Consider the following 24,676-nt stretch of genomic DNA (forward strand, 5'->3'; position numbering starts at 1 on the left):
TTCCCACTACATTGGCATCAGGCTCAGTTTTTTCAGCAGGTGTACTATGCAGGTGTCAGTCTTCAAATCAGCCAATAAACTCATTACAGGTGAAGGTGCGTTAGCGAGCCTTGCCAATGAACTTACAAGATTAAATATAAAAGCGCCAGCCATTATTACCGACAAAGGCGTCAGCCAATCTGGTGCACTTAGCCATGCAAACAATGTACTGAATTGCGAATGCCCTATTGTGATAGACGACATTCCTCCTGAACCTGAAATAAGCATTATTGAGCAAAGGCTTGCTCGACTAAAACAACATAAGGTAGACGGGATTATTGCCGTTGGCGGAGGTAGCGCAATCGATAGCGCCAAAGTGCTTGCGGCTACATTTGATTACACTGGCAATATTGCAGACTTGTTTGGCGAGAACTTGGTTGCAGGCCGGGCATTACCGCTTATTGCCATTCCTACCACGGCGGGCACGGGTTCAGAAGTGACCAATATTGCCATATTGGCCGACCCAATCGCGCACGTTAAGAAAGGTATTGTGAGCGACTACCTATTGCCCGATGTGGCCATTGTGACGCCTGAAATGACATTAAGCTGCCCCAAACACATTACTGCCGCCAGTGGGGTAGATGCATTTGTGCATGCGCTTGAGGCCTACTTGTCCGTGAATGCCAGCCCTATTACTGATGCACTGGCTAGCAAGGCCATGACACTTATCTTTCACTCACTTCCTTTGGCGTATGCAAACGGCCACGATGTTAAAGCACGTGAAGATATGGCAACCGGAAGCTTAATGGCAGGCTTGGCGTTTGGTAACGCAGGCGTGGGAGCGGTGCATGCGCTTGCTTATCCGCTTGGCGGTCGCTTTCATTTGTCCCACGGTATGAGCAATGCAGTTATGTTGCCACATGTTATGCGCTGGAATATAGGGGCATGCCAGCAGCGCTTTGTTGATGTGGCGGGCTTTTTACATTTACCCGTTGCCAATAAAAGTCAGTTAGACGTTGCTATTCAGGTAGTGGATGCCATTGAGGCGCTGTGCAGAAAAGTAGAGATCCCCGCCACACTGCGTGATTTTGATATTAGCGAAGATACCATTCCCTTGTTGGCAGAAGAAGCGAGCAAAGTCACCCGTTTACTACGCAACAATCCAAGAGTACTAAGCAAACAAGATATCGCGCAGATATACAAAGAGGCGTTTTAAACGCCTCATCAATCTTACTTAAATACCTATTTAGGTATTAGCTATTTAGATGGCTTACTATAGCTTCTGCAACAGCATGAGCACTTGCTGGATTTTGACCCGTGATAACGCGCTCATCTTCTATAACATGTACATTCCACGGCTGAACTTTGCTGAATTTAGCAGCTTTACGAGCTAATGCTTCTTCAAGTAAAAACGGAATATCGTTAATGGTGCCGTAATCCACTTCTTCTTCGCGGGTAAAGCCAGTAATTGCTTTGCTCGCAATTAAATCTTCGCCATTGCTTAGCTTAATAGGTAATAGAGCCGCCGGGCCGTGGCATACCGCGCCAACAATGCCGCCATTTTCATAATGGGCAGCAGACAACTTGGCAAAGTCTTCGTTGCTTGCCAAGTCTGACAATAAACCGAAGCCCCCTGGATAGAACACCGCATCATATTCGTTAATGTTTACGTTTGACACGCGCATGCTGTTGCTGGTGCGCTGTTTGAAGTCTTCATTGTTTAACACGGCGGCATTAACATCGTCGTCTTCGATATCGGTACCGTAAATAGGGATAGCACCACCATTGATAGACGCGATATCGTAATCTATGCCGTGCTTGTTAAAAACATCGATTGCATGGGTGATCTCCGGCGAATAAGTACCGTTCGCTTGGTCAGTAGTGCCTAGTGTGGCGTGGTTTGTTACTGGGATAAGTATCTTTTTCATGGGTTCTTCCTATGCGTAAGGCACATTAGCTGCGCCGTAGTAATCATGTGCATACACTATAGAATATCCCTGATAACTTGATAATATGCGAAATAGTTAAATCACTATTGCTATATAGCAACAATTATTCAATAAAAGCATAATCCGAATTTACATCACCACGCGTTGAATTAATGGAAAGTTTCGATGGAAAGCTTTGAAGGCATTATAGAGTTTGTAGCGGTAGCCGAGCGCAAAGGCTTTTCAGCTGCGGCCAAGCAACTAGGTTGCAGTACCAGCCACATCAGCAGGCAAGTTGCGCGTCTTGAAGAGCGAGTTGGCTGTGTTTTATTGGCTCGCTCTACCCGCCAAGTGAATTTAACCGAAAACGGCGCACTTTATTACCAGCACGCTAAAGACTTGCTTATTGGCCTTCAACAAGCCAATGAGCAGGTGAGCCTTCAACAGGTAACACTCGATGGTGTTCTTCGAGTAAGCGCCGCAGGCGGATTTGCCGAACACGCCGTGGCACCCGCATTAATGCAGTTTGCGTTAGCGCACCCAGAGCTGACTGTGGATATGGATTTTAATAGTCGTATGGTTAACTTTGTGGAAGACGATGTAGACTTTGTTATTCGCTATGGAGAACTGGCCGACTCAAATTTAATAGCACGTAAACTGATTGAACGACCCATGATGGCCGTTGCCACCCGGGATTACTTATCGCAATGTGGCGAACCCTCCCACCCCAGTGAATTGAAAAAACATAGCTGCGTTATTTCTAACAACGATGTATGGAAGTTTTCAAACAATGGTGTGCAGGAAAATATAAAAGTAAAAGGCCGCTGGCGCAGTAATAACGCGAATGCAGTACTTGCCGCGTGTGAGCAGGGTTTGGGTATTGGCTATATGCCTAACAGCACGTTTAGTGCATCGGTTGAGGCCGGGCGATTACATCCTATATTGCAGCCTTACTGGGGCGACGGGGCAAGCAGTTGGATTGTATATCAGAACAAACGCTTTATGCCGCTTAGGGTACGAATGGCCATTGATTACTTGGTGCAGTACTTCGCAGATTGGGAAGACAAGGCGCTTTGAATATTTTCATAACGTAAAGCGCAGCCCCTTGCGCTTGGCATAAATACATTTAGAAATAAAAAACCCAATAAAGGATGCTAATAAAAAACTGCCAGCAGGTATTGCATTAAAATATCTGCTGGCAGTATGTATTGATTGGTTATATTTAGCGCTTCGCTGTTTATCAGCTAAACCTTACGCTCTTTACTTACAGCTCTCGCACCCACATGTTTCTAAAGCTGACTAAGTTACCATGATCTTGAAGCTGAATAGGCTCACAACCATGAGCTTTATATTTAGGTGCACCAATCCATTCGGTAGTGCCCTGAATCTCAACATGGTTTTGTACCAGCACACCGTTGTGAATAACGGTTACGAACCCTGGTGATTCAAGTGCGTCGCCATCGAATACCGGCGCTTTATATATAATATCGTATTCTTGCCATTCACCAGGCGCGCGCATAGCGTTTACCAGTGGAATAGTTTGCTTATACACACTGCCCGCCTGCCCATTTGGGTAAGTGGCATTATTGTAAGAATCTAGCACCTGGATTTCATAGCGTTGCTGAAAGAAAATACCGCTATTATTTCGCTGCTGCCCTTCCATACTAGGCTCTGGCTGCGGTACTTTCCACTCTACGTGAAGTTGCACATCACAAAAACCTTGTTTGGTTTTAATATCGCCGGTTCCTGGCTTTACGGTTAGTTCACCGTTTGCGAAATCCCAATTGGCGTTACCGCCTTTTACCGACGCCCACGCCGACATATCGCTTGCTAATAAAGGGATAGCGTCAGAAGGAACTTCGTTCTTTTTAGCACTGACCACGGCGGGTACTGGCTCCCACACTTCTGTTTTGGCCGCTTGCTTGCTGCGCTCAAGTCGCTCTGCATCATCAGCGAAAGCTAACGGTGTCAATGATGCCGCTAATAAAGCAGCTAATGTAATTTGAGCGCCCGCATTTAAAGAAAAGCCGGTGTTAGACGCCGCCACTTTGGGCGCCAATTCAGGAACCGCGTTTTTGTATAATGTCATGTATTTTCCCTGCACAATTTATCTATTATCCAACTGATATATAGCCGCTAAACTTGACCGGCTGCCCAGTGACTTGCCGTTCGCGCCCTATAAGGGCTTATTTCGCTTATCACCATCACTAACAAACGGCGTGATTCGTGAAAGCCTTAAGTCGCCCACGCTTTGTCGCCTTTTTCGTAAGGCAGCTCACCATTGTAGTAACCGGGAATGGCCACATAGCGTAGCACCTTGGTGGCCCCTACCTGCGAAGTGAAAAAAGTATACAAAGTAAGTTGTTTTAGTAACGTGAAATAGTGCGGGATCGGGCCTTCACTGCCCGGCTCCCATTGGCTCGGCTTTGCTGTTGGAATACCATTGCTAATACCTTCAGCTACATTAGCGGCTTTCGCTTCTGTATCTAATGTTGTAAACAAGGTTTCGCGCTGCGTACTACTCAATAACAGGAAGTCTTTTTTAAATGCTTCATTACTACGAGCATTAATTGTCTTCATGCCCTCTTTAAACGCTTTTTGTAACTTCGGGGTATAACAATCGGCAACAATCACCGGAATAACCAAGCCAACATTGGCCGCTTTTGCTCCTGGTGTATCGGTTTGCGGAATAATAACTTCCGCCATTTCGTTAATCAGAGCCACATCTTCCTTCGAAAACCCGGTTTCAGACAAAGGCACAGGGGCAACAATGTCATAAGCAAGCGCTTTACCACCCACAAGGGCAGTACCTGTGGCGGTAGCAATGAGTTTTAATAGGTCTCTACGTTCCATTACAAGTTCCTCCGCTTTAACTCTTCTACGGCAAAGCTAGCCGCGCGAGCGGTAAGTGCCATATAGGTAAGTGATGGGTTTACACAACTTGCCGATGTCATACATGCACCGTCAGTCACAAAAACATTAGGCGCGTCCCATACTTGATTGTGACCGTTTAGCACTGAGGTTTTAGCATCTCGGCCCATACGTGCAGTACCCATTTCATGTATACCCATGCCTGGTGCGTAGTCTGCATCCCAGCCATTCACGTTTTTAAGGCCAGCGGCCTCAAACATATCTACGGCATCTTGCTGCATGTCTTTACGCATTTTCAGTTCGTTTTCTTTTATCTCAACATCCATAGCGAGTACGGGCAAACCCCACTTGTCTTTTACTTTTTTGTTCAGATAAATGCGATTTGAATGGTCAGGCAACATTTCACCGAATGCCGTCATGCCTATTGTCCAACCACCGGGTTCTGACATAGCCTCTTTTAAGCTTGCACCAACACCTAACTCAGCCACATCTTGTCGCCAGCCTGAACGGCCAGCGCCACCTTGATAGCCAAATCCACGTAAGTAGTCTCGTTTGTCATCGCCCCAGTTTCTAAAGCGCGGAACATAGAAGCCACTTGGGCGGCGACCGTAGGTATACTTGTCGTCGTAGCCTTCAACTTGTGCTGACGCACCCACTCGGAAATGGTGATCCATCACGTTATGACCTAATTCACCGCTGCTGCTACCTAAACCGCCATCCCATACATCGGTGGCAGAGTTCATTAACAACCACGATGAATTAAATGCAGAGGCATTAACAAACACGATCTTGCTTTTGAAAACGTATGTTTCGTTGGTTTCAGCATCAATAATTTCAACGCCAGTCGCGCGCTTCTTGTCTTTATCAAACAAGATTTCTTTCACAATAGAGAAAGGGCGAAGCGTTAAGTTACCGGTTTTCATTGCTGCAGGAAGCGTTGAAGACTGAGTACTGAAATAGCCACCAAATGGACAGCCCAACCAGCACTTATTACGGTACTGGCAATTTGCACGTCCGTGTTCTGGCTTCGGCTCTGTCATGTTTGAGGTGCGACCGGGAATAATATGGCGAGCACCGCTATAGGCTTTTTGTACTCGTGCAGCCACGTCTTTTTCAACGCAGTTTAGCGCCATAGCAGGCTGGTAGATGCCGTCGGGTAACACGTCTAAACCATCACGGTTTCCGCTAATCCCAGCAAACTTTTCTACGTAGTCATACCAAGGGGCTAAATCTTCGTAACGAATAGGCCAATCTACCGCTACGCCTTCTTTACCATTCGCTTCAAAGTCGGCTTTGTTTAATCGGTAACTTTGGCGCCCCCACGTTAGTGAGCGACCACCTACGTGATAACCTCGAAACCAATCAAAACGCTTATCTTCTGTGTAGGGGTTTTCTACCTCGTTAGCCCACATGCCTTTAGTAGACTCATTTAGCGGGTAATCTCGCTTAAGTACAGGGTAATCAACTTTCATCGCCTGTGTTGGCAAGTCACGATGTGGATAGTCCCACGCTTCTTTGTGTGCGTTTTTGTAGTCTTTAATGTGCTCGATGTTTTTACCGCGCTCAAGCATGAGCACTTTTAGGCCTTTCTCGGTGAGCTCTTTGGCTGCCCAGCCTCCGCTAATACCTGAACCTACTACGATTGCGTCGTACTCGTTCGTCGCCATGTTATGTCCTCTTAAACACGTACTTCATGTATGGTGTTTTCTTGTAAAGTCATACGTCGCAGATACTGATCGCTTCTTTAAGCGACTCAATTCTGCCTGCTTTTGTATCTGGTGTTGGAATAAACTCTTGCGCTAAATACCCATCGAAACCTGTTTCTAAAATGGCCTTAGCGATGGCTGGATAATACAGCTCTTGAGTACTATCAATTTCATTACGGCCTGGCACACCGGCAGTGTGGTAATGACCAAAATAGGGATGAAAATCGCGAATGGTGCGAATAATATCGCCTTCGTTAATTTGCATATGGTAAATGTCGTACAGCAATGAAAAGTGATTACTGCCAAGACGTTTACATAGCTGAACACCCCATTTTGAACTATCGGCCATGTAATCAGGGTGATCTATTTTGCTATTAAATAGCTCCATAAAGATCACCACGCCACGCTTCTGTGCATGAGGTAAAATGCGTTTTAAACCCGCCACCGCATTATCTAGCCCTTCCTCTTTGCTCATTCCGCGTGCATTGCCACTAAAACAAATTAGGTTGGTGTAACCAGCATCTGCCACTAGGTCGATATGCTTTAAGTATCGCGCTTCTAATTCGTCGTGCAGTTCACTGTGAATGAAGCCATCTTCAAGGCTAATTTCAGCGCCATTGCACATAGAAGAATCAATACCGTACTGTTTCAGTACAGGCCAATCTTCCGGCCCCACCAAATCAATAGCCGCGAAGTTAAGTTGCTTCACGGATTTACATAACTCTTCAATGGAGAGGTCGCCGTAGGTCCAGCGACTAACAGAATGATTAATATTGCCTTTTAGCGATGATTGTTTCATGCCGTGCTCTGTAGTATTGGCTGCTGTATTCCCTGCTGCATTGGCTGCATGAGCGCTGTTAAACGCAGAAGGTGCCAATACACCAGCGCCCGTTAGCGCCATTGCTTTCATTAAGCTACGTCTGCGTTCGTTATGCATCAGTACTCACCTTTTCAGATTTAAACAGTACTAAGAAAATAACCAAAACAATCGCCGCAAAGCCTGCAGGGAACAACCAGATATCCTGCCAACTGTGAGATGTGACAGTGGTGTACTCATCGGTAATTTTTCCTGCTACCGCAAAACCAATCAGCATACCTACCCCGTAAGTGGCCAAGGTTATCAGCCCTTGAGCTGCGCTTTTGATGCGGTCGCCAGCTTTGGCATCGGTATAAATTTGCCCTGACACAAAGAAAAAGTCGTAGCAAATACCATGTAAGGCGATACCCACAATCAGCATAAACAGCCCTTCGTCTGCATTACCAAAGGCGAATAAGGCATACCGTATTACCCATGCCGCCATGCCTATTAATAAGGTGGCCTTAATGCCAAACTTGTTAAGAAAAACAGGTAGAGCCAGCATGAATAACACTTCAGAAACCTGACCTAGCGTCATTTTTCCCGTGGCATTTTCAACACCAATTTCCGTTAAGAACGGATTGGCGTTTTGGTAGTAAAACGCAAGAGGAATACAAATAAGTACAGAGGATAAAAAGAAGATAAAGAAGTTCTTATCTTTAAGTAACGCTAGCGCATCTAACCCCAACACATCGCGCAAGCCAGTCTTTTGGCCTGCCGCTTTTGGCGGTGTTGCAGGTAAGGTAAAGCTGAATATACCTAGGGCTAACGACGCTATTGCACATAGCATAAAGGTGTTTCTAAGCATGCCATCAGCAATAGCAGAAGTGGAATCCCAAGAAAACACGTAGCTAATAAGTAAGCCCGCAACAATCCAACCTACGGTGCCCCACACACGAATTTTGCCGAACTCTTTTGAAGGGTTTGTCATTTGGCCAAAAGCCACTGAATTCACCAATGCAAGCGTTGGCATATACGCAATCATGTAGCCTAGTACGTACGGATAAAAAGTGGTGAAATCACCCGCCTGATACATCATGTACATGAGCACCGCGCCACACAAGTGCAGCACACCCAAAATACGTTCAGCGTTAAAGAACCGGTCGGCTATTAACCCTACGATAAAAGGCGCAATGATCGCGCCCCAACTTTGGGTAGAGAATGCCATTCCCATTTGACTACCACTGGCCGATAAGGTGCTAGCTAAGTACGTTCCCAAGGTGACAAACCAGCCCCCCCAAATAAAGAACTGTAAAAACATCATGGTGCTAAGACGTAGGGTTATCATGATTCTTATTATCCTGTGTCAGCGGGGCAGCGTTATTCGCTTATGCCCAAAATGCGGTTGTTTTTCGTTTCACTAAACTCGCCACCGGCGAAATCATCGAATGCGTAGCGGGTTGGCTGAATAATATGCTCAGCAATAAAAGGCGCTCCCTCAGCGGCGCCTTGCGCTGAATCTTTTAAACAGCATTCCCATTCAAGCACGGCCCATCCGCTAAATCCGTATTGAGTCAGTTTGCTGAAAATGCCTTTGAAATCGACTTGCCCGTCGCCAAGAGAACGAAAACGTCCTGGGCGGTCTTGCCAATCTTGATAGCCGCCATAAACGCCACTTCTGCCGTTAGGGTTGAACTCGGCATCTTTCACATGGAACATTTTTATGCGGCTGTGGTATCTGTCGATGAAATCGAGATAATCGAGCTGCTGCAGTACAAAGTGACTGGGATCGAACAAAATATTGGCACGAGGATGGTTATCTACCGCAGCCAAAAACATTTCGAAGGTAGCGCCATCATGCAAATCTTCACCTGGGTGAATTTCGTAACATACATCTACCCCAGCCTCATCGAAGGCATCTAAAATAGGTAACCAACGCTTGGCTAGCTCGGCAAACCCTTGCTCAACTAAACCAGCAGGACGCTGCGGCCATGGGTACACCAAATGCCACATTAATGCACCTGAGAACGTAGCGTGCGCGTTTAGTCCTAAGCGTTTGCTGGCAATAGCTGCGCACTTAAGCTGGTTCACTGCCCATTCAGTACGTGCTTTTGGGTTGCCGTGTAAATGTGCAGGCGCGAAGTTATCAAATAGCTCATCGTACGCAGGATGTACCGCTACCAACTGCCCCTGCAAGTGCGTTGATAACTCGGTAATTTCTACGCCCGCTGCCCTACAGGTAGCGGCAACTTCGTCACAGTATTCTTGGCTTTCTGCTGCTTTTTCTAAATCGAACAGTGCCGGATCGGTAGGCACTTGAATGCCTTTATACCCCAATGAGGCGGCCCACTTGGCCATGTTTTCAAGTGTATCGAAGGGGGCTTCTTTACCCATAAATTGGGCTAAAAAGACGGCAGGGCCTTTAATTGGTTTTGCTTCGTTTGCTTGTTGTTCTTTTGCTTGTTGTTCCATTGCCACATGCTCCACTTATTCTGTACCAACTGGGCTGACGGTTTCCCATTTAGTATCACTTTCACTACTGGCCAGCATGGCATCAATAAACGCCATTCCTCGAAGACCGGAATTAATGCCAGGCACACCACTTGCCTTACTGTTTGTGCTGCCAGTTTGGCAATGCACCGCAGCAGCAAAGTCGTTATATAAATTCGCCATGGCTTCTAGGTAACCTTCGGGGTGCCCACCTGGAATACGACAACGATTAACTGCTTCATCACACAAGCCGGGTTGCCCTAACCCTGCCCGGAATACCTGATAGGGTTGGCCAATGGGGCGATACACCACAGAGTTCGGCTCCATTTGATGCCACTCTAATCCGCCTTTATCGCCATATACTTTTATCTTTAAGGCGTTTTCTTCACCTGCGCACACTTGGCTGGCAATCAACACTCCAGTAGCACCCTTCTTGGTTTTAATCAGTGCTGCGCCATCGTCATCTAACTGTCTGTCCTCGATGTGCGTGTATAGCTGACCACACAAAGCGGTGATAGCATCATCTAAAACAAATTCAGCGAGCCCAAAAGCGTGAGTACCAATGTCGCCCATGCAGCCGCTACCGCCCGCTAAACTTGGGTCGGTACGCCATTTGGCTTGTTTGTTGTGGGTTTCTTCATTTGCCGATAGCCACCCCTGTGGGTACTCAACAAACACTTTACGAATGTTACCTAGCATGCCGCTTTGAACCATGTGGCGCGCTTGCCACACCATGGGATAACCTAAATAGGTGTGCGCTAAACCGTATAATCTGTCGGTACTATGGAGTAAGTCTTGTAAGTCTTTTACTTCGCCTAAGCCAACGCCAGCGGGCTTTTCGCAGAACACGTGAAACCCCCCATTTATTGCGGCCACTGAAATAGGTACGTGTAAATGATTCGGCGTAACAATAGACACCACTTGCATGCGTTGCTGCTCTGGAAGCGCAGCCTCTTTTTCTAGCATGTCTTCCCACGAGGCATAGGTACGACTATGTTCAACGCCTAAACTATCTGCCGTGCTTTCATTGTTGTTGGGGTCGCGACTAAAGGCTCCACATACTAAATCGTACTGGCCATCTAACCCGAATGCGTTGCGATGAACCGCACCAATAAATGCGCCTTCACCACCACCAATCATTCCTAATCTTATTTTTTGCATTTTCGCCATGCTGCGTAGCTCCTGTTGTGGTGCAGTGCTTAACCGGAAAACCATACCAGTATCAAGCTTGCTCATTGCAAACTTGTTGCATTATTGTAACTATATTTAAAATGTAACGGATTACATTTTTACCTGTCAATGTATTTGAGCGTTTTTTGTTAAACTTAAGTTTAAGAAGATAAGCTAAATAGCCCTTAAACGAACGTATTTTGCTTTAGAACATCGAATGAGCGGGTTAAGATGCCAAAAGTATTTACAAAAAGTATACACTTAGTACTGGATTTTCTAAGAAAGATCCGTATTCTAAATTGAAAATGATATCGGTTACATCAATCTAACCTGTTCGCAAATGCGCGAATAAAAATAAGACACGAGTAAATGGCAAATATTAGAGACGTTGCTGATAGCGCTGGCGTTTCGGTAGCAACAGTGTCTCGGGCACTTCAACAACCCGAACGCGTTTCTCCGAAAACCCGCACCAAAGTAATGACGGCAGTAGACCTTGTGGGCTACAAGCCCAACTTAATGGCGGTAAAGTTTCGTTCGGGAAAAACCCACAACTTGGTTGTGTTGGTTCCTACTGTCGCGAATGTATTTTTTGCGCGCGTGATTAGCGGCATGCAAGAAACGGCCGCCGAATTGGGCTACTCTATTTTACTGGCAAATACCTTGGGTAACCCTGACATTGAAAGCCATTACGCAAAAATGGTTAGCACCTCGCAGGCCGATGGACTTATTCAGTTACGCGCGTTAAACCCATTCGACAACAGCATGATTAACGACAACGGCCTGTTACCCATGGTAAATGCCTGCGAAGTGATTGATGAGGGTAATTACCCTACTGTGTCGCTTGATAACCGTGCCGCGGCAAAAGCCATGACCGAACACCTGTTAGGCTTGGGTCATACTCGTATTGCTATGATAAAAGGCCCTCACTCTAGCCCGCTCACACAAGACCGATTATTAGGCTATAAAGATGCGCTAAACGGCGCCAATATTGCCTTCGACGACAGCCTGCTATTTCCTGGCGACTTCACGCTTCAAGCAGGCTATAACGCCGGCGTAACCATTGCTCAGCAAGCAGACAGGCCCACTGCCGTTTTTTGTGAAAACGATGAAACGGCAATAGGTGCTATGCAAGCGTTAAAACAAGCGGGCTTACGTATACCTGAAGATATTTCTGTCGCGGGATTTGATGACATTGCCTTTTCGGCATTTTGCGACCCACCATTAACCACGATTGCCCAGCCAGCCGAAGAGTTCGGCCAAACGGCAGTCAGCTTATTGGTTGATGTAATTAACGGCAAAATTCGTAAAGCACCAAAAGTTATTATGCCGTTTGAACTCATTGCTAGGGGCAGTACTGGCCCAGCCCACATTGTGTAACAGCGCATAATGGCGCGTTAAGGAGAATGCTATGATTACCACTTCCACCTTCACCCGCAGGCAGTTTATTCGAGCCGCGGCAATAGGTGCAGGTTGCGCCGCCATACCCAGCGTACTTGCACATTCACACACGGCTAAGTCTTTAAATGGTATGGCGAGCAACAGTATTGGACTGCAGCTTTATACCCTGCGCGACATTATGAAAGTTAGCGTGCCTGCCACATTAAAATTAGTGGGCGCGGTAGGCTACAACGAGGTTGAGTTTGCGGGTTACTTTGGCCATAGCGCCAAAGAAATTAGTACTATATTAGAAGGCGAAGGGTTAACGGCTCCATCTGCCCACATCCAGCTAAATGACTTTGATAAAAACTTAGAGCAAGTGCTAGAAGACGCTCAAACCGTAGGCCATAAATACCTTGTGCTGCCTTGGCTTAGCGAAGCGCAGCGTGGCGTGGGCATTGCGCCCTACAAAGCACTTGCTGAGAAGCTTAACACCATTGGCGAAGCGTGTAGCAAAGCCAATATTACCCTTGCGTACCACAATCATGACTTCGAATTTGAAGTGCGTGATGATGAGATTCCACTGGATGTACTTATTACTGAAACCGACCCGAATTTAGTGTCTATGGAGCTAGATTTATATTGGGCAGTAAAGGCCGGAAAAGACCCAGTAGATTATTTTAAACAGTACCCTGGGCGCTTTAAATTATGGCACGTAAAAGACATGGCAACAGACGGTAGTTTTGCCGATGTGGGCACAGGCGTTATCGACTTTGAAACGATTTTTGCGAATGGAAAACTGGCTGGAATTGAGCATAAATTTGTGGAACGGGATCAAACCGGCGACCGCATTGCCACCATCGAGCAAGGCTATAAAGCGGTGAGTATGCTAAACAGTACTTTGTAGCAAAGTGCTTGTAACAAAGCGCTGTGTCAAAGGGCTCTGTACCAAAGCATTTTGTAGCAAAAAGCTTTAGCAAAACCACATATATCGTTATGATAACGTCACCTTTATGATGTAGGTGTCGTTATCGTGAGTAAAGTAGTATGAACGAACTGTTCAGTGCCCTATCCCGCACGTTAAGCCCTTATTACGCTGAAATGAGTATCATGCTGATGGCCACTATTTTAGTGGTGTACGGCGATATTATTAATAGCCATATAAAGCGTATTTTAGCCCCTTATCATTTCATACTACGGGTTAGTCTTTTTGTAGTGCTATGTGCCTTTGGTTATGGCGCATTAACCCTTTATGGCGCGCCTTTTCTGCACCACATTATTGCCTACTTACCTTGGCAGTACCAAGGCGCAGGTTTTGTACTTGCGTTTATGTTTATTGGCTTCCTAGCAGAACGCAGAAAGTATATTTAACAAAAAGGCGAAGCCGAAAGCTTCGCCTGATAATGTTTACATTTTTACGGCCAGCTATTAGTCTTCGTTTCTTATATAGCCAATATTAGAGAACGTTAGCAAGCTTTCAGTGATACCTTCACTTGCGTAGAATGCAGCCCAATCGCTAGAATCTTCAACATCTTCTCCGGTTTCCGGATCTTGTGCTTGCAAGTAGTTCCCAAATTTCAAATAAGACTCAGTGCTATCTTCAATTGTACGCGAGAAAGACTCACCAAACGCCCATACTGTAACGTAACCATGATCGTTAACCACCCTAAAATCGAAATCTTGGCCACTTATCATGGTGCCCAGCAATTGCTTGTCTTCGCCCGAACCATCTTCTCGTGCTAGCCTGACGAATACATCGAAAATACCGTTACTAGCAACACTGTCACTTTCGACACCGGCCGATGTTGGAGTGAAGCCGCTCTCACTGGTATCAGAAACGTACAACTTCATGATAGTGCCGGTATCGCTAGCATGGTGCTGGGCAACAATGGCTTTTGAACCATCCGACATTTCTACTTTTATATTGGCTTGAAAGTCCTCATAAACTGCAGTCATTGCCACACGTTTTTCTTCTTTGATTTTAAGCTCGTGACGCCAGCCATTACCATTGGGCGTAACATGCTGTTCACGAAGGGCATCAAATTCCATCGTGTCGCCAACACGTGGGTCGGCACCTTCCATATCCCAATCACTCATGTCGAAGTCGGTTGGAGTAGTTGTTGGATCAGTGGTGTCATCAATATCACCGCCGCATCCATAAATGTTGGTTTCGACAATGCTATTCCAGGTATTCGCTGAATTCTCTAAACCGGTAATACGAACATAACGCGCATCGGAATCTGTCACGTCATGCGTTTCATAACCGGAACTTGAACCGCTTGACGCACCTGAAAGTAACACCGCGTTCCAGTTGCTGTTGTTAGTTGAAGTATGCACATTGAAAAACGAGCTACGTGTACTCCCTTTAAACCACTTTACCTGTAGTTCTTTTACCGTAGCCACTTCACCTAAATCGTAAGTAATAGTTTTGCCAGTGCCATTAGAAGACCAACGAGACTCATCAGTTAAGTCATTATCGATGGTGTTTAACGGCCCATGCCCATCGTTAGTGCCATTGTCGGTCGCGGTACTAATACTTAAGTTGTTATTTCCTGAACATGTTCCGTTATCAGTAGGCGTTGTTGAACCCGAACTTTCCAGAGTGAAATTATCAAACCGCCCTTCCCCGCCATAATAATTCGCATAGATTTTTACAGAGGTTGCAGAGCCTGAGTTAAAGCTTACCGATACTGGTTCAAAATCACTGCCGCCGCCGGTTCTATTAAACCGTGTACCGTTTACGTCGGCACCAATTTTACCAATACCTTTTACGTAAGCGCTTAGGGTGTAATCGGTATTGGGGGTAACATCAACGTATTGCTCTACTTTACCGCCAGTGCCAGAAATTTTAGCTGAACTGCTTCCTGCGTAGGCATTCCCAGAGACAGCGGAAGGATCGGTATCGGCCCAGCCATCGAACCCACTTTCAAACCCTGGGTTATCGATGGCGACTGAATCCCCATATACAAACGAGGTGCTTGCTAAGGTAAGCGCGGTGCCCACTACAAAAGAGAGCGATGTTTTACGTGTGCTGATGTTCATGCAATTTGTCCTGTAATTAACGGTTTTAGTAAACCAATTAAAATAAGCCCAGCGAGGTTTGCTGCGACTAAAAACGAAATTCAATTTTCGATATAGCCTAGAAATAAAGATTACCAAATTGGTAATACCAAAGATCCAAACTATGTGTAAAATGATTAACCAAAAAAGCAATAAGATCAACACAAGTTATTAACAATAAAACTTACCAATAGGTAAGCCAACAAGTTTACAATAAGCTTAAAGTAAAAAGATAAAAATAAAATTGATATATTTCAGTGATATGGCAAGTTGTTAGAATTGCAAAATCCAAAAACAAAAATGAGAATTATTTCTGAAATTGTTAACAGGTAAGCTACCTTTGCAATGATCATAGCTTGAATAATAGATAAAAAGGCAGAACAACAACAACCAAACACATTACCAATAAGTGCAGTATTGGTTAATTAAATTAATGTATGCGGTTTAAGCTGACTTTTTATGGGAGGGATTACTGGTAGTTAGACCTGCTGTTCGGAACTGCGCGGTTCAACTAAAGTGCTGGAATGTAGAAATTAGAAAAAATAGTAATTAGTCACTTAAAATGATCAACCGTTTTAAAATACAATTGCATTAGCTGGCAGCATGTTAATTGTGCAGCCCCAGAGAGGTCCGCTTCTGACCAATTGCACTTTTGAAGGCGGCGCACAGAGCTGAAGAGCTTTAAACTTTGTACGCCGACCGCATTTTATCAATCTGCCGTTTCTCACTCGGCACAAGTTTTAATGCATCCCATCCCTTATTTCTAATGTGAAATTAATAAGAGCGCTTCGGCTCTTTTTTGTGCACTTATTTTACCTGCCCAAACCCATTGTATTCGCGGCCCACTTAAGAATTCTTATTCCATTTTGTCGCATAAATAACTTATATTTATACATTTATATTGATCTTAGTGAATTTTTATTCAAGAATGACTGATGCTTTATTGAACAACCTTTAAAAAATAGTAAAAATAAAAAGGAATTATTCACCTGATAGTCATATCACTTCACTATTTTTACCGCTTTCTCACAACAATAAAAAGAAGGATAAGCAATGTTAAAAAATGTGCAAAAATCTATAGCGAGCGTAGCATTATTAATGCTAGCTGCGGTTAACTCCGCAAGTGCCGCTATACCAAGTGGATACTATGACTTAGTAGATACCTCTAATGCAGATACCCTACGAGATTCGCTACATGAAATTATAGATGACCATCAAAGGTTCCCTTACACTTCATCTGCAACTGATACATGGGACATACTGGAAGAGGCAGACGAGGATCCAGACAACGCAAGTAACATAATTGATATCTATAAAAATGAAAGTTACAGCAAAGAAGGTGGCGGTAACAGTAATTACAACCGTGAACACACCTGGCCTAAATCTTACGGCTTTCCAGACGATGGCTCAAGTAACTACCCCTACACAGATGCCCATCACCTATTTTTAGCTAATAGTGGTTACAACTCAAGTCGTAGTAACAAGCCTTATGCCGACTGTGATTCTAGTTGCTCTGAAAAAGTTACCACCTCTAGCAATAACAGGGGGGGTAGTAGCACAGAATCGAATTGGACCACTGGATCAGGTGCCACAGGTAGCTGGCAAACGTGGAGTGAAAGAAAAGGCGACACGGCTAGAGCGTTAATGTACTTAGCAGTGCGATACGAAGGTGGGACGCATGGTGACACAGGAGCTTCTGAACCAAACTTGATTTTAACCGATGACCGAGCGTTAATTGCTAACTCAAACACGGGAGACAATTTGACCGTAGCCTACATGGGTCTCAAATCGACTTTGCTGCAATGGCATGAAGATGACCCAGTCGATGATTTCGAACGTCGGCACAACGAAGCTGTTTATGAAAACCAAGGAAATCGGAACCCATTTGTTGATTACCCCGAATATGTAACCTGTGTGTTCGAAGGTAATTGCTCCAATTCAACTGGTAATAGCTCAGGCTCAACCGATGCATGGATCAACGAAATACACTATGACAACTCAGGCTCGGACCAAAATGAATTAGTTGAAATCGCTGGTACTTCAGGAACAGATTTATCAGGTTGGAGCATAGTAGCGTACAATGGTAACGGTGGCAGTGCTTACAAAACCACCTCCTTATCTGGCACCATTAGCAACCAAGATAACGGTTTTGGTACAGTCGCATTTTATATCAGCGGTTTACAAAATGGCGCATCAGATGGTCTGGCGTTAGTTGATAGTGTGGGTAGCGTAATTCAATTCTTAAGCTACGAAGGCACGCTAACGGCCACTAGTGGCGCTGCGAGTGGTGTTACATCCACGGATATTGGTGTATCAGAAACCAGCTCTACTAGCATAGGCTATTCACTGCAATTATCTGGCTCTGGTCAAAGTTATGATGACTTTACCTGGGAATCACCAGCAAGCAGTACCCCAGATTCAGTCAATAATAATCAGTCTTTTTAAAACTAACTAAGGCTTTTATTTAACTCTATAGTTGGCTACATCGACTTGGTAGCCAACTTAGTTTTACTCTAAAGCTCTTTACCTCCCACTACCAATAACTCAGTTGAGCGTACAGTATTTTTTACCTAAACCACTCCGGCTCAAGCGTAATTTGCTACGTGGAACTAACCTTAAAAAAATTTTCAAAGTAGCAAAAATCCGATTTTATTATAAGTTTTTAGACTAGCTACACGGTTTTTTGTGGTTAGGGTATTTCCAATTGCAATTAAAGAGCGACTTTTTAAGTACAACTGAGAAGTATAAAAAGACGTAACAAAATGACTACTGCTTGTCGTTTAAATCCCGTCAACAACAGCTGTGTACGTAAACCGGAAGTTGGTTATCTATTATTTAATGGACCCAATGAGCTAGTTTCTGCCCAAAATATTGTCATTGTTGAGAGTTAGATGTCTGTCTACGTATACGGTTGTAGCTGCCTTTCCCCTATATTCAGGAAAACGACCCAATCGCGCGTTTTTGTCCTTTACGTAATTAGCCCTTATTAAGCGTAACCTCTGTACTCTTTGACTTTCAGTAAACTCTGAATGATGGCACTATGGATAAAAACGAGCACATGCTCGGAAGAAAAACGCGCAATTTGCGCACTATTAAATTGTTATACACCCAAAAGGAATAAATTATCGATACAGAGTTTTTGGTCAAAGCAAGAAAGCAGTTTCAATTCTTAGTTAGCTCTTATGGATTCAAAGAAATTAGCTCCAGCGAGTTCGAATTGAACTATGCAAAAACAACCATCAAAGTTCGTATAGAGGGGATTAATTGGGGCCTTAACTCAAGAGTTGCTTTTGGAACAACAACTGATAACTTTGAAGATTATGATTTGTTTGACATTATTCCTTATTACGGTGGTTTTAAGATAAAGCTCAAACCCAACATTGAGCAGCAAGGACAGTTACCTATTCTTGCATCATTAGTAAATGCTTATGCGAGACCAGTTCTTCGTGAAGACATATCTTCATTTGTCTTTGCAAAAGCCCAGCAAGAAAAGCGAGCAAAGCAGTTTCGTGCTCTTATTTAGTCGGGTGTATAACAAAAAAATTAAGTTCACCCGCTCCGCGGGCTGGGACGCAAACATGTGGGCTGCTCACTTCGTTCGGATTTTAGCCCACACGTCTGCGCCCCTTATTTAAAAGTTAGGCTTTTCTCAAAGTCAGATGTAAATTTCAAAAAGGGATATATGAAACCTATTATTATTGATGCAGCAACAATTTTTGATCCTGCACGACTATTAGCTGTTTTAGCATCAATAGACATTCGTCATTCTGAAGTTTGGGTGTCTCAACGTTATGATCATTTCAAAGAAAAAGATTTCATAACTGGTTTTGGTACTGAAAGTAAATTTGCATTGCTTCCAAACGAACGTGGAAGTTATAAAGCTGATCCTATTGAAGTTCCATCAATTAATGAAAAACTAGACCCTAAGTCTTGGACCACAGGGCCTAAAATATTGCGTTGGGCTTTGAGTAAAGGAATGGTAGTTCCTAAAGATTTATTTAAGTATGAAGAATTAGCTATTGAGCTTGAAAAACAAAATAGAATAGAGCACTTATCTGAAAATATTATACTAGGCGATCCTCAAGAAATTGATGTTAGGGCAGGAAAAGAAGCTACTGAAAGATATTTGAAAGAAACGGGACAAAAAAAGTTAGGTGTTGATTATGCTTGGCGGCTCTCCCCTTATGGAATAGGACATGGATTAGGTTTAATGCTTGCAGCAGCTAATGAAGATGGCGTTGACCCATTTTTTAGTCACCCTCATTTTAATGATGATATTTCAACCCACAACTACTCGTTTTATAAAAAAGAAAAATCAATCAGTGCAGCACAAAAAGAGAACTCTACTGATAAAGCAAGTTGTTTAGCAATCGAGCATTCATTAAAAGACGCGAAACAGTTACTCAAAGCACCTGAACCCATAGCAATCTCAGAAGTTGCTTTCTTTTTACAGCAAAAAGAACGGATAGACTCCATAAATGGGATAATTAATGCGTCTAAAGATTTAGAGTCTAGAAATAAAGATTGTGGAGTTATCAGTAGTAAATTTATTGGAACTACGACTATTGATGGTACTATTTTTGGAGGCATACCTGTAACGTCTTCGCTAGTATCGTTATATGATGTTGGTGCTAGATATTTTAAATCTCGTAAATAAAAAGCCTAACAAGCTGTTAAACAAGGACAAAAAACAGTTGGCTTTTGCTCCTTCGTCGCTTAATTTTAGCCAACTATTTTATTGCCTGTTAACAGGGCGTTATGTAACCAGAGAAAATACCTATGAAACCCAAAAGGAAGTCTCTCTTTTTAGCTTTGTTGAGTGCGATATTTTTTGCCATGGCTTCAGGTTGGCTGGTTTTTGAGGTTGCTTTATTGTTTTCTGTAGGTGGTTGGTTTCGCATTTGGCCAAGAGGTGAACATCCAGAAAGCCCTTATGGTTTTGCTCTTTTCTGGGGGTTAATGGTTGGTGTGTTAGGCTATCCTTTATGGCAAAAGACAGGTATTTCTGAAATCATGCCTAGCCTTGTGTTCTGAGCGACTGGTAACATAACAAGCGCATCAAGTCGCTCGCAGGCTCGCTGGGACACCAAAACTACGCGGCGATTTAGTTTGGTGCTTCGCCCAATTTTAACCAAATCGCCGCTACGTTTCGGTGCCCCTTATGCGGGCGTTATACACCAATTAGTAATCTTCGCCTAAAGTTACAAGGGAAAGGAAATGGACTTAGTTACTGCATTATTTAGATTCAAAGGAAGAATGCGTCGTTCTGAATTCAATAAGCTTTGGCTACCACTGACTCTTGCGCCAATGCTAATTTCATTATTCAGTTATGAAATCGCGGTTACTATACTAGTTTTCACACTATGGCCTTTATTTGCTTTGACGACTAAACGTTATCACGACTTTGGCAGCTCGGGGGTTCTTGGTTTATTTCAATTACTACCATGGATGGGTTGGTTAATTGTATTTGTTGGTTGTAGCCTAACAGTTGGAGATTACAAAGATAACAAATATGGTTCTTCACCATACAAAGGTCATTGATGTATAACAAACCAATCAACATCGTTCGCTGCGCTTATGTGGACTCCCCATAGTCAACAACTATTTTTACCGTTCAATATGTAATGCGTGCTTATGTACGAGCTCATAATGGGAAGCTATCCCGGCTCTATGATATTTACGCGAACTTGATGCCACATCTCGCTGGCGGGCTTTTATGCCCTGAGCGCAGCACTGGCTTACCAAGCTGATTTTTATCTTGTATGGCGCATTTAGTTGTTAACTTAAAACTAAACTAAGCAGATAATAGCTCTGCTTTGTAATCAGTTCCGTTGCGTAGCAACGAAAATGCTGTTCTAACTGTTTTGTTGGCCAGCGCTACAGCTGCACAACGTTTACCTCTCCGCTCTACTAGCCCTTTAATCCATTCATCTTTCTTCGTTCGCGAATCACGTTTAACCGCCTGGTTTACTGCTGACATCGCACCTGCGACCAAGTTAGCGCGCAATGACGAGTTCCGTATATTTCTACCTATAGACCCCAAACGCACTTTACCACCTGAAGAATGTTGTATTGGCGTTAAACCGATACACGCAGCAGCGTCTCGGGCTTTTTTGAAAACGCCTAACTCACAACAACCTAGCGCTATGTACAGGTTAACCGCATTTGTCGGGCCAACACCTTCTATCTTCATGAGATTTTTGCAAGCTTCTGATGCTCTGCTGGCTCTAGCTACACTCTTTTCGTAGTGTTTTACGAGCTCTATACTCTTGAGATATTGATGCCATGCCGTGTGTAATGCCTCTCTGAATATCGCGCTAAATCCATTTTCTGCATCTTCCAATATCGACTGTATTGCACTGTTCAACCCCGCATCTGTTGGTGACAACTTAATGTTGAACTCTAAAAGTAACGAACAGAGTTGATTCCCGTAAGCAACTTTATGCTTTACTGATAGTTGATGCATACGGACAAGTGATTGAAGCTCCTGCTGCTCCTTAGACTTCCCGCTAATAAAATTCACGTTACTAAGTTGTGATGCCTGTAAAACCGCTTCAGCATCGTTCTTATTAGTCTTTTGGTTTTGACGAATATTCGATACAAGCTTAGCTGATATTAAACGGGCATCATGCCCGTATTCACGCGCACATTGATACCAATAATTTGACGTCGCACACGCTTCAAAAACAACTGTCATTGGTTTTTGAGTGGCTAGCCAATTAGAAAAAGCAGTGGGCGTCATCGGCATATTACGAACTATCTTATTCGATTTGGCGACACAAACCTGGATCTCTTTTTTTGCTAAATCTACACCAGTGAGCATATTATACATAGATGGACTCCTATCTAACCTTTGTGTGTGACAACGTAAATGTTAGACCAACCTATTAGGTTGGGGAGTCCAATTATCTCATTGGGACGCAAACTCATTGGCTCAGCTCATTCTTTGCAAGTATAGCCAACAAGCTTGCGCCCCATATGTTAAGCGTTATGTGCACAGAGTTTGTTTACTAATATAGAATTAGGAGTTTAAAGGTATGTTAACTGAAAAAAATAGGGATGAGTTCTATAAAGCAGCAGACTCCTTGAAAAGATTCAAGCGTGCAGAAATTAAGGATGCTCAAGAACGATCTTTGATTGATACACTCTATACTGATTTGCTGCCTGAAAATCAGGTTTATAAAATGATGCTTTCTGATAACACTACTTTTTTAGTAGGTCGGAAAGGTACTGGTAAGTCTACAATAATTTTACGACTTGAAAGTGAGTACAGGAAGAAGAGTGACTACCTTCCTTGCTATATTGACACTAAAACCGTTTTTGAAAGCACGAAAAGTGACTATCAAAATTTAGATTATTTAAAAGGAAGAATACCCGACGAAGTTCTTGGGAAATATCTTGTAGAAAGATCATTTATTCAGAATATATTAAAATCTATTGTAAAAGAATTAGATGTTAAGGCTGGGTCATTTTTAGCTCAGGCAGCTAAACTGTTGGGGGTAAGTAAAGCTGAAAAAGTAAAAGACTCTATTGATAAGCTGCGAAATAAAATTGATAACAATGAGCATTTAAAGTCTATTGAATTACCTGTTATTAATGAATATGTCACAACAATTTCTGGAGCTGAAGAATTAGAAGTTGCTAAGTCGAACAGCAATAATGAAAATTTAAACGTGGGTTTAAATAGCAAAGGTCCAAGTGTAGGTGTTAAAAAAGGAACTTCTTTAACAAAATCTGATAAGAATAAAAAAATTGAATCATGGGAGAAGCAGTTCTCTGGTGCTTTGTTAAAAGTTTTTCAGATTAAAGATGTGATAGATGAAGTTAAAGAAATTCTCGCAATATTGAAAGTTAAAAAATTAGTTGTGTTTCTAGATGATTTCTCAGAAGTTGATGAAACTACTATTAAAAACTTCGTTGATGTCGTTCTCGCCCCCTTAAATAACTGGGGTGATGAATTTATATGCTTTAAGGTTGCTGCATATCCTAATCGAATTCATTATGGTGATATTGATAAAGGTAAAATTGATATTATTGACTTGGATTTCTACAATTTATATTCAAATTACGACAAAAACACAATGGAGTCTCTATCTTTAGATTTCACTAAAAGATTAATCAATACAAGAATAAAATATTTCAGCACGCAATCAATAGATGATTTCTTTGATGTGAACTCTTCAAATACTATCGATGATTACATGGAGTTGATTTTTAAAAGCTCTATGAATGTCCCCCGAATTATTGGATATATTCTTTTTTATTGCCATCAAACGCACATTTCTATTGGTAAAAAAATTAACAAGTCAGCGATAGAGAGTGCTGCACAAAAGTATTATGAAAAAGTCATATCTTCATTTTTCGATATGACCACAAATAGCTTACTTTCATTTGATGAAAAAGTATCAGAATTACAGCAAAGAGAGTTGTTAAATGTATTTGTAAATCAATTAAAAGGTATTAGAAAACAAATTACCACAGGTGATTTAAAGGGAGCAGTTTATCAATCTGATAAAACAAACCCATTTACAAGTCATTTTGTTTTTTCACCGAGCTTAGAAAAGTTCGTTAGGACATTGGAGCTTAATTTCTTTCTTTCAAAATACTCAGAAATGAGTGATCGAGATGGAAAAAAAGTTTCTGTCTATTGCCTAAATTACGGGTTAACTTTACTTGAAAATATGAGGTGGGGTAAGCCAACAGGTAGTGATTACAGAAAATATTTCATCGCAAGGCCATTCAGTTTTGATGGGATTTTTGAAGACTTTTTACGTAAATCAAAACACATACAATGCATCAATCCAGATTGTAGTAAATCTTATCCTTATGACCAGCTTCCTTTTTTGGAATTTAATAAAATGCGTTGTAACGAATGCCAATGCGAAGTTAAAGTAAAATCCGTATCGGATGGCATTAAGGAAGAATTAGATAAGATAGATAAAACAAAGTTACTTCCTCCAATTGAGCTTGGATTAATGCATGAGCTAAATAGCAGCAATAAAAAGATGTATGCTAGGGATCTATCGGAAGAACTTGATATTTCATCTTATTTAATAGCAAGTAGAGCAAAAAAATTAGATGAAGAAAAAGGGCTTATAAATCGTGATAGAAGCGAACCCTTATTAAGGTATTCTATTTCAGAAAAAGCATTGTCTGAATATTTTCAACACTAGTAAAAATGCACATAACAAGCATTTAAGCGGACAAAATTTGTTGGTTAGATTCCGCTTTGCTTCACATTTTAACCAACAATTTTTGTCCGCTTAAGTGGGCTTTATAAAGCCAAGGATCGCAATGCG

General features: G+C 43.0%; 21 protein-coding genes. 11 read left to right on the forward strand and 10 right to left on the reverse strand.

The genetic code is table 11. From position 1 onward, the window contains the following. The first annotated feature begins 46 nt into the window (after window positions 1–46). Window positions 47–1,195 (forward strand): iron-containing alcohol dehydrogenase, encoded by a 1,149-nt coding sequence (locus JKP82_RS02345; RefSeq protein ID WP_218395676.1) that lies wholly within the window; start codon window positions 47–49, stop codon window positions 1,193–1,195. A gap of 37 nt (window positions 1,196–1,232) precedes the next feature. Here the strand turns inward: JKP82_RS02345 and JKP82_RS02350 are convergent, their stop codons facing one another. Next, the gene (locus tag JKP82_RS02350) at window positions 1,233–1,907 is read right to left on the reverse strand and encodes a type 1 glutamine amidotransferase domain-containing protein (RefSeq protein WP_159528194.1); all 675 of its coding nucleotides are present in this window, start codon (window positions 1,905–1,907) and stop codon (window positions 1,233–1,235) included. 186 nt (window positions 1,908–2,093) lie between these two features. Between JKP82_RS02350 and JKP82_RS02355 the strand changes: the two genes are divergently transcribed. Then, window positions 2,094–2,984, forward strand: a complete 891-nt coding sequence (locus JKP82_RS02355) for a LysR family transcriptional regulator (RefSeq protein WP_218395678.1) — start codon at window positions 2,094–2,096, stop codon at window positions 2,982–2,984. A 187-nt stretch (window positions 2,985–3,171) separates the two neighbouring features. Here the strand turns inward: JKP82_RS02355 and JKP82_RS02360 are convergent, their stop codons facing one another. The 7 genes from JKP82_RS02360 to JKP82_RS02390 form a co-directional block, all read right to left on the reverse strand. Further along, window positions 3,172–3,996 carry a 3-keto-disaccharide hydrolase gene (locus JKP82_RS02360; RefSeq protein ID WP_258544317.1) on the reverse strand — a complete coding sequence of 275 codons (825 nt, stop codon included), beginning with the start codon at window positions 3,994–3,996 and terminating at the stop codon, window positions 3,172–3,174. A 146-nt stretch (window positions 3,997–4,142) separates the two neighbouring features. Then, the gene (locus JKP82_RS02365; protein WP_218395680.1) at window positions 4,143–4,760 is read right to left on the reverse strand and encodes a gluconate 2-dehydrogenase subunit 3 family protein; all 618 of its coding nucleotides are present in this window, start codon (window positions 4,758–4,760) and stop codon (window positions 4,143–4,145) included. Further along, window positions 4,760–6,445 carry a GMC oxidoreductase gene (locus JKP82_RS02370; protein WP_159528188.1) on the reverse strand — a complete coding sequence of 562 codons (1,686 nt, stop codon included), beginning with the start codon at window positions 6,443–6,445 and terminating at the stop codon, window positions 4,760–4,762. Before JKP82_RS02370 ends, JKP82_RS02365 begins: the two co-directional genes overlap by 1 nt. A gap of 49 nt (window positions 6,446–6,494) precedes the next feature. Next, window positions 6,495–7,421 carry a hydroxypyruvate isomerase family protein gene (locus JKP82_RS02375; protein ID WP_159528186.1) on the reverse strand — a complete coding sequence of 309 codons (927 nt, stop codon included), beginning with the start codon at window positions 7,419–7,421 and terminating at the stop codon, window positions 6,495–6,497. Continuing rightward, a complete protein-coding gene (locus JKP82_RS02380) occupies window positions 7,414–8,628 on the reverse strand; it encodes a nucleoside permease (protein ID WP_218395682.1) in 1,215 nt (404 codons plus the stop codon). Before JKP82_RS02380 ends, JKP82_RS02375 begins: the two co-directional genes overlap by 8 nt. A 32-nt stretch (window positions 8,629–8,660) precedes the next feature. Next, the gene (locus JKP82_RS02385) at window positions 8,661–9,752 is read right to left on the reverse strand and encodes a sugar phosphate isomerase/epimerase family protein (protein ID WP_218395684.1); all 1,092 of its coding nucleotides are present in this window, start codon (window positions 9,750–9,752) and stop codon (window positions 8,661–8,663) included. A 15-nt stretch (window positions 9,753–9,767) separates the two neighbouring features. Then, window positions 9,768–10,931 (reverse strand): Gfo/Idh/MocA family protein, encoded by a 1,164-nt coding sequence (locus tag JKP82_RS02390; protein WP_218395857.1) that lies wholly within the window; start codon window positions 10,929–10,931, stop codon window positions 9,768–9,770. 378 nt (window positions 10,932–11,309) lie between these two features. Between JKP82_RS02390 and JKP82_RS02395 the strand changes: the two genes are divergently transcribed. From JKP82_RS02395 to JKP82_RS02405, 3 genes are all read left to right on the forward strand, one after another. Next, complete coding sequence (locus JKP82_RS02395) at window positions 11,310–12,317, forward strand: LacI family DNA-binding transcriptional regulator (RefSeq protein WP_218395686.1); 1,008 nt, start codon at window positions 11,310–11,312, stop codon at window positions 12,315–12,317. Between the two features lie 31 nt (window positions 12,318–12,348). Next, the gene (locus JKP82_RS02400; protein WP_159528179.1) at window positions 12,349–13,224 is read left to right on the forward strand and encodes a sugar phosphate isomerase/epimerase family protein; all 876 of its coding nucleotides are present in this window, start codon (window positions 12,349–12,351) and stop codon (window positions 13,222–13,224) included. A 140-nt stretch (window positions 13,225–13,364) separates the two neighbouring features. Beyond that, window positions 13,365–13,688 carry a DUF3392 family protein gene (locus JKP82_RS02405; protein WP_013785755.1) on the forward strand — a complete coding sequence of 108 codons (324 nt, stop codon included), beginning with the start codon at window positions 13,365–13,367 and terminating at the stop codon, window positions 13,686–13,688. A gap of 57 nt (window positions 13,689–13,745) precedes the next feature. Here the strand turns inward: JKP82_RS02405 and JKP82_RS02410 are convergent, their stop codons facing one another. After that, complete coding sequence (locus JKP82_RS02410; RefSeq protein ID WP_218395688.1) at window positions 13,746–15,359, reverse strand: polysaccharide lyase family 7 protein; 1,614 nt, start codon at window positions 15,357–15,359, stop codon at window positions 13,746–13,748. 1,071 nt (window positions 15,360–16,430) lie between these two features. Between JKP82_RS02410 and JKP82_RS02415 the strand changes: the two genes are divergently transcribed. The 5 genes from JKP82_RS02415 (at window position 16,431) to JKP82_RS02435 (ending at window position 20,918) form a co-directional block, all read left to right on the forward strand. Beyond that, complete coding sequence (locus tag JKP82_RS02415) at window positions 16,431–17,822, forward strand: endonuclease (RefSeq protein ID WP_218395691.1); 1,392 nt, start codon at window positions 16,431–16,433, stop codon at window positions 17,820–17,822. A 694-nt stretch (window positions 17,823–18,516) separates the two neighbouring features. Beyond that, window positions 18,517–18,900, forward strand: a complete 384-nt coding sequence (locus JKP82_RS02420; RefSeq protein WP_218395693.1) for a hypothetical protein — start codon at window positions 18,517–18,519, stop codon at window positions 18,898–18,900. Window positions 18,901–19,059: 159 nt separating this feature from the next. After that, window positions 19,060–20,034, forward strand: coding sequence for a hypothetical protein (locus JKP82_RS02425; RefSeq protein ID WP_218395695.1), 975 nt, complete (start codon window positions 19,060–19,062; stop codon window positions 20,032–20,034). Window positions 20,035–20,156: 122 nt separating this feature from the next. Next, window positions 20,157–20,411, forward strand: a complete 255-nt coding sequence (locus JKP82_RS02430; RefSeq protein ID WP_218395697.1) for a hypothetical protein — start codon at window positions 20,157–20,159, stop codon at window positions 20,409–20,411. 183 nt (window positions 20,412–20,594) lie between these two features. Then, window positions 20,595–20,918, forward strand: a complete 324-nt coding sequence (locus tag JKP82_RS02435) for a DUF805 domain-containing protein (RefSeq protein ID WP_218395699.1) — start codon at window positions 20,595–20,597, stop codon at window positions 20,916–20,918. A gap of 253 nt (window positions 20,919–21,171) precedes the next feature. Here the strand turns inward: JKP82_RS02435 and JKP82_RS02440 are convergent, their stop codons facing one another. Then, window positions 21,172–22,209, reverse strand: a complete 1,038-nt coding sequence (locus JKP82_RS02440; RefSeq protein ID WP_218395701.1) for an IS110 family RNA-guided transposase — start codon at window positions 22,207–22,209, stop codon at window positions 21,172–21,174. 205 nt (window positions 22,210–22,414) lie between these two features. On the opposite strand from JKP82_RS02440, the gene JKP82_RS02445 reads away from it, so the two are divergent. Next, window positions 22,415–24,550: a helix-turn-helix domain-containing protein gene (locus tag JKP82_RS02445; RefSeq protein ID WP_218395703.1), complete on the forward strand. Its 2,136-nt coding sequence runs from the start codon at window positions 22,415–22,417 to the stop codon at window positions 24,548–24,550. Window positions 24,551–24,676 lie beyond the last annotated feature (126 nt).

This window comes from Alteromonas lipotrueae, assembly GCF_019249215.1.
Taxonomy (GTDB): Bacteria; Pseudomonadota; Gammaproteobacteria; order Enterobacterales; family Alteromonadaceae; genus Alteromonas; species Alteromonas lipotrueae.

Bases quoted from the DNA above. Each gene is read 5' to 3' on its own strand.
- JKP82_RS02345 (WP_218395676.1), top strand. From the start codon at position 47: ATGCAGGTGTCAGTCTTCAAATCAGCCAATAAACTCATTACAGGTGAA.
- JKP82_RS02350 (WP_159528194.1), bottom strand. From the start codon at position 1,907: ATGAAAAAGATACTTATCCCAGTAACAAACCACGCCACACTAGGCACT.
- JKP82_RS02355 (WP_218395678.1), top strand. From the start codon at position 2,094: ATGGAAAGCTTTGAAGGCATTATAGAGTTTGTAGCGGTAGCCGAGCGC.
- JKP82_RS02360 (WP_258544317.1), bottom strand. From the start codon at position 3,996: ATGACATTATACAAAAACGCGGTTCCTGAATTGGCGCCCAAAGTGGCG.
- JKP82_RS02365 (WP_218395680.1), bottom strand. From the start codon at position 4,760: ATGGAACGTAGAGACCTATTAAAACTCATTGCTACCGCCACAGGTACT.
- JKP82_RS02370 (WP_159528188.1), bottom strand. From the start codon at position 6,445: ATGGCGACGAACGAGTACGACGCAATCGTAGTAGGTTCAGGTATTAGC.
- JKP82_RS02375 (WP_159528186.1), bottom strand. From the start codon at position 7,421: ATGCATAACGAACGCAGACGTAGCTTAATGAAAGCAATGGCGCTAACG.
- JKP82_RS02380 (WP_218395682.1), bottom strand. From the start codon at position 8,628: ATGATAACCCTACGTCTTAGCACCATGATGTTTTTACAGTTCTTTATT.
- JKP82_RS02385 (WP_218395684.1), bottom strand. From the start codon at position 9,752: ATGGAACAACAAGCAAAAGAACAACAAGCAAACGAAGCAAAACCAATT.
- JKP82_RS02390 (WP_218395857.1), bottom strand. From the start codon at position 10,931: ATGCAAAAAATAAGATTAGGAATGATTGGTGGTGGTGAAGGCGCATTT.
- JKP82_RS02395 (WP_218395686.1), top strand. From the start codon at position 11,310: ATGGCAAATATTAGAGACGTTGCTGATAGCGCTGGCGTTTCGGTAGCA.
- JKP82_RS02400 (WP_159528179.1), top strand. From the start codon at position 12,349: ATGATTACCACTTCCACCTTCACCCGCAGGCAGTTTATTCGAGCCGCG.
- JKP82_RS02405 (WP_013785755.1), top strand. From the start codon at position 13,365: ATGAACGAACTGTTCAGTGCCCTATCCCGCACGTTAAGCCCTTATTAC.
- JKP82_RS02410 (WP_218395688.1), bottom strand. From the start codon at position 15,359: ATGAACATCAGCACACGTAAAACATCGCTCTCTTTTGTAGTGGGCACC.
- JKP82_RS02415 (WP_218395691.1), top strand. From the start codon at position 16,431: ATGTTAAAAAATGTGCAAAAATCTATAGCGAGCGTAGCATTATTAATG.
- JKP82_RS02425 (WP_218395695.1), top strand. From the start codon at position 19,060: ATGAAACCTATTATTATTGATGCAGCAACAATTTTTGATCCTGCACGA.
- JKP82_RS02430 (WP_218395697.1), top strand. From the start codon at position 20,157: ATGAAACCCAAAAGGAAGTCTCTCTTTTTAGCTTTGTTGAGTGCGATA.
- JKP82_RS02435 (WP_218395699.1), top strand. From the start codon at position 20,595: ATGGACTTAGTTACTGCATTATTTAGATTCAAAGGAAGAATGCGTCGT.
- JKP82_RS02440 (WP_218395701.1), bottom strand. From the start codon at position 22,209: ATGTATAATATGCTCACTGGTGTAGATTTAGCAAAAAAAGAGATCCAG.
- JKP82_RS02445 (WP_218395703.1), top strand. From the start codon at position 22,415: ATGTTAACTGAAAAAAATAGGGATGAGTTCTATAAAGCAGCAGACTCC.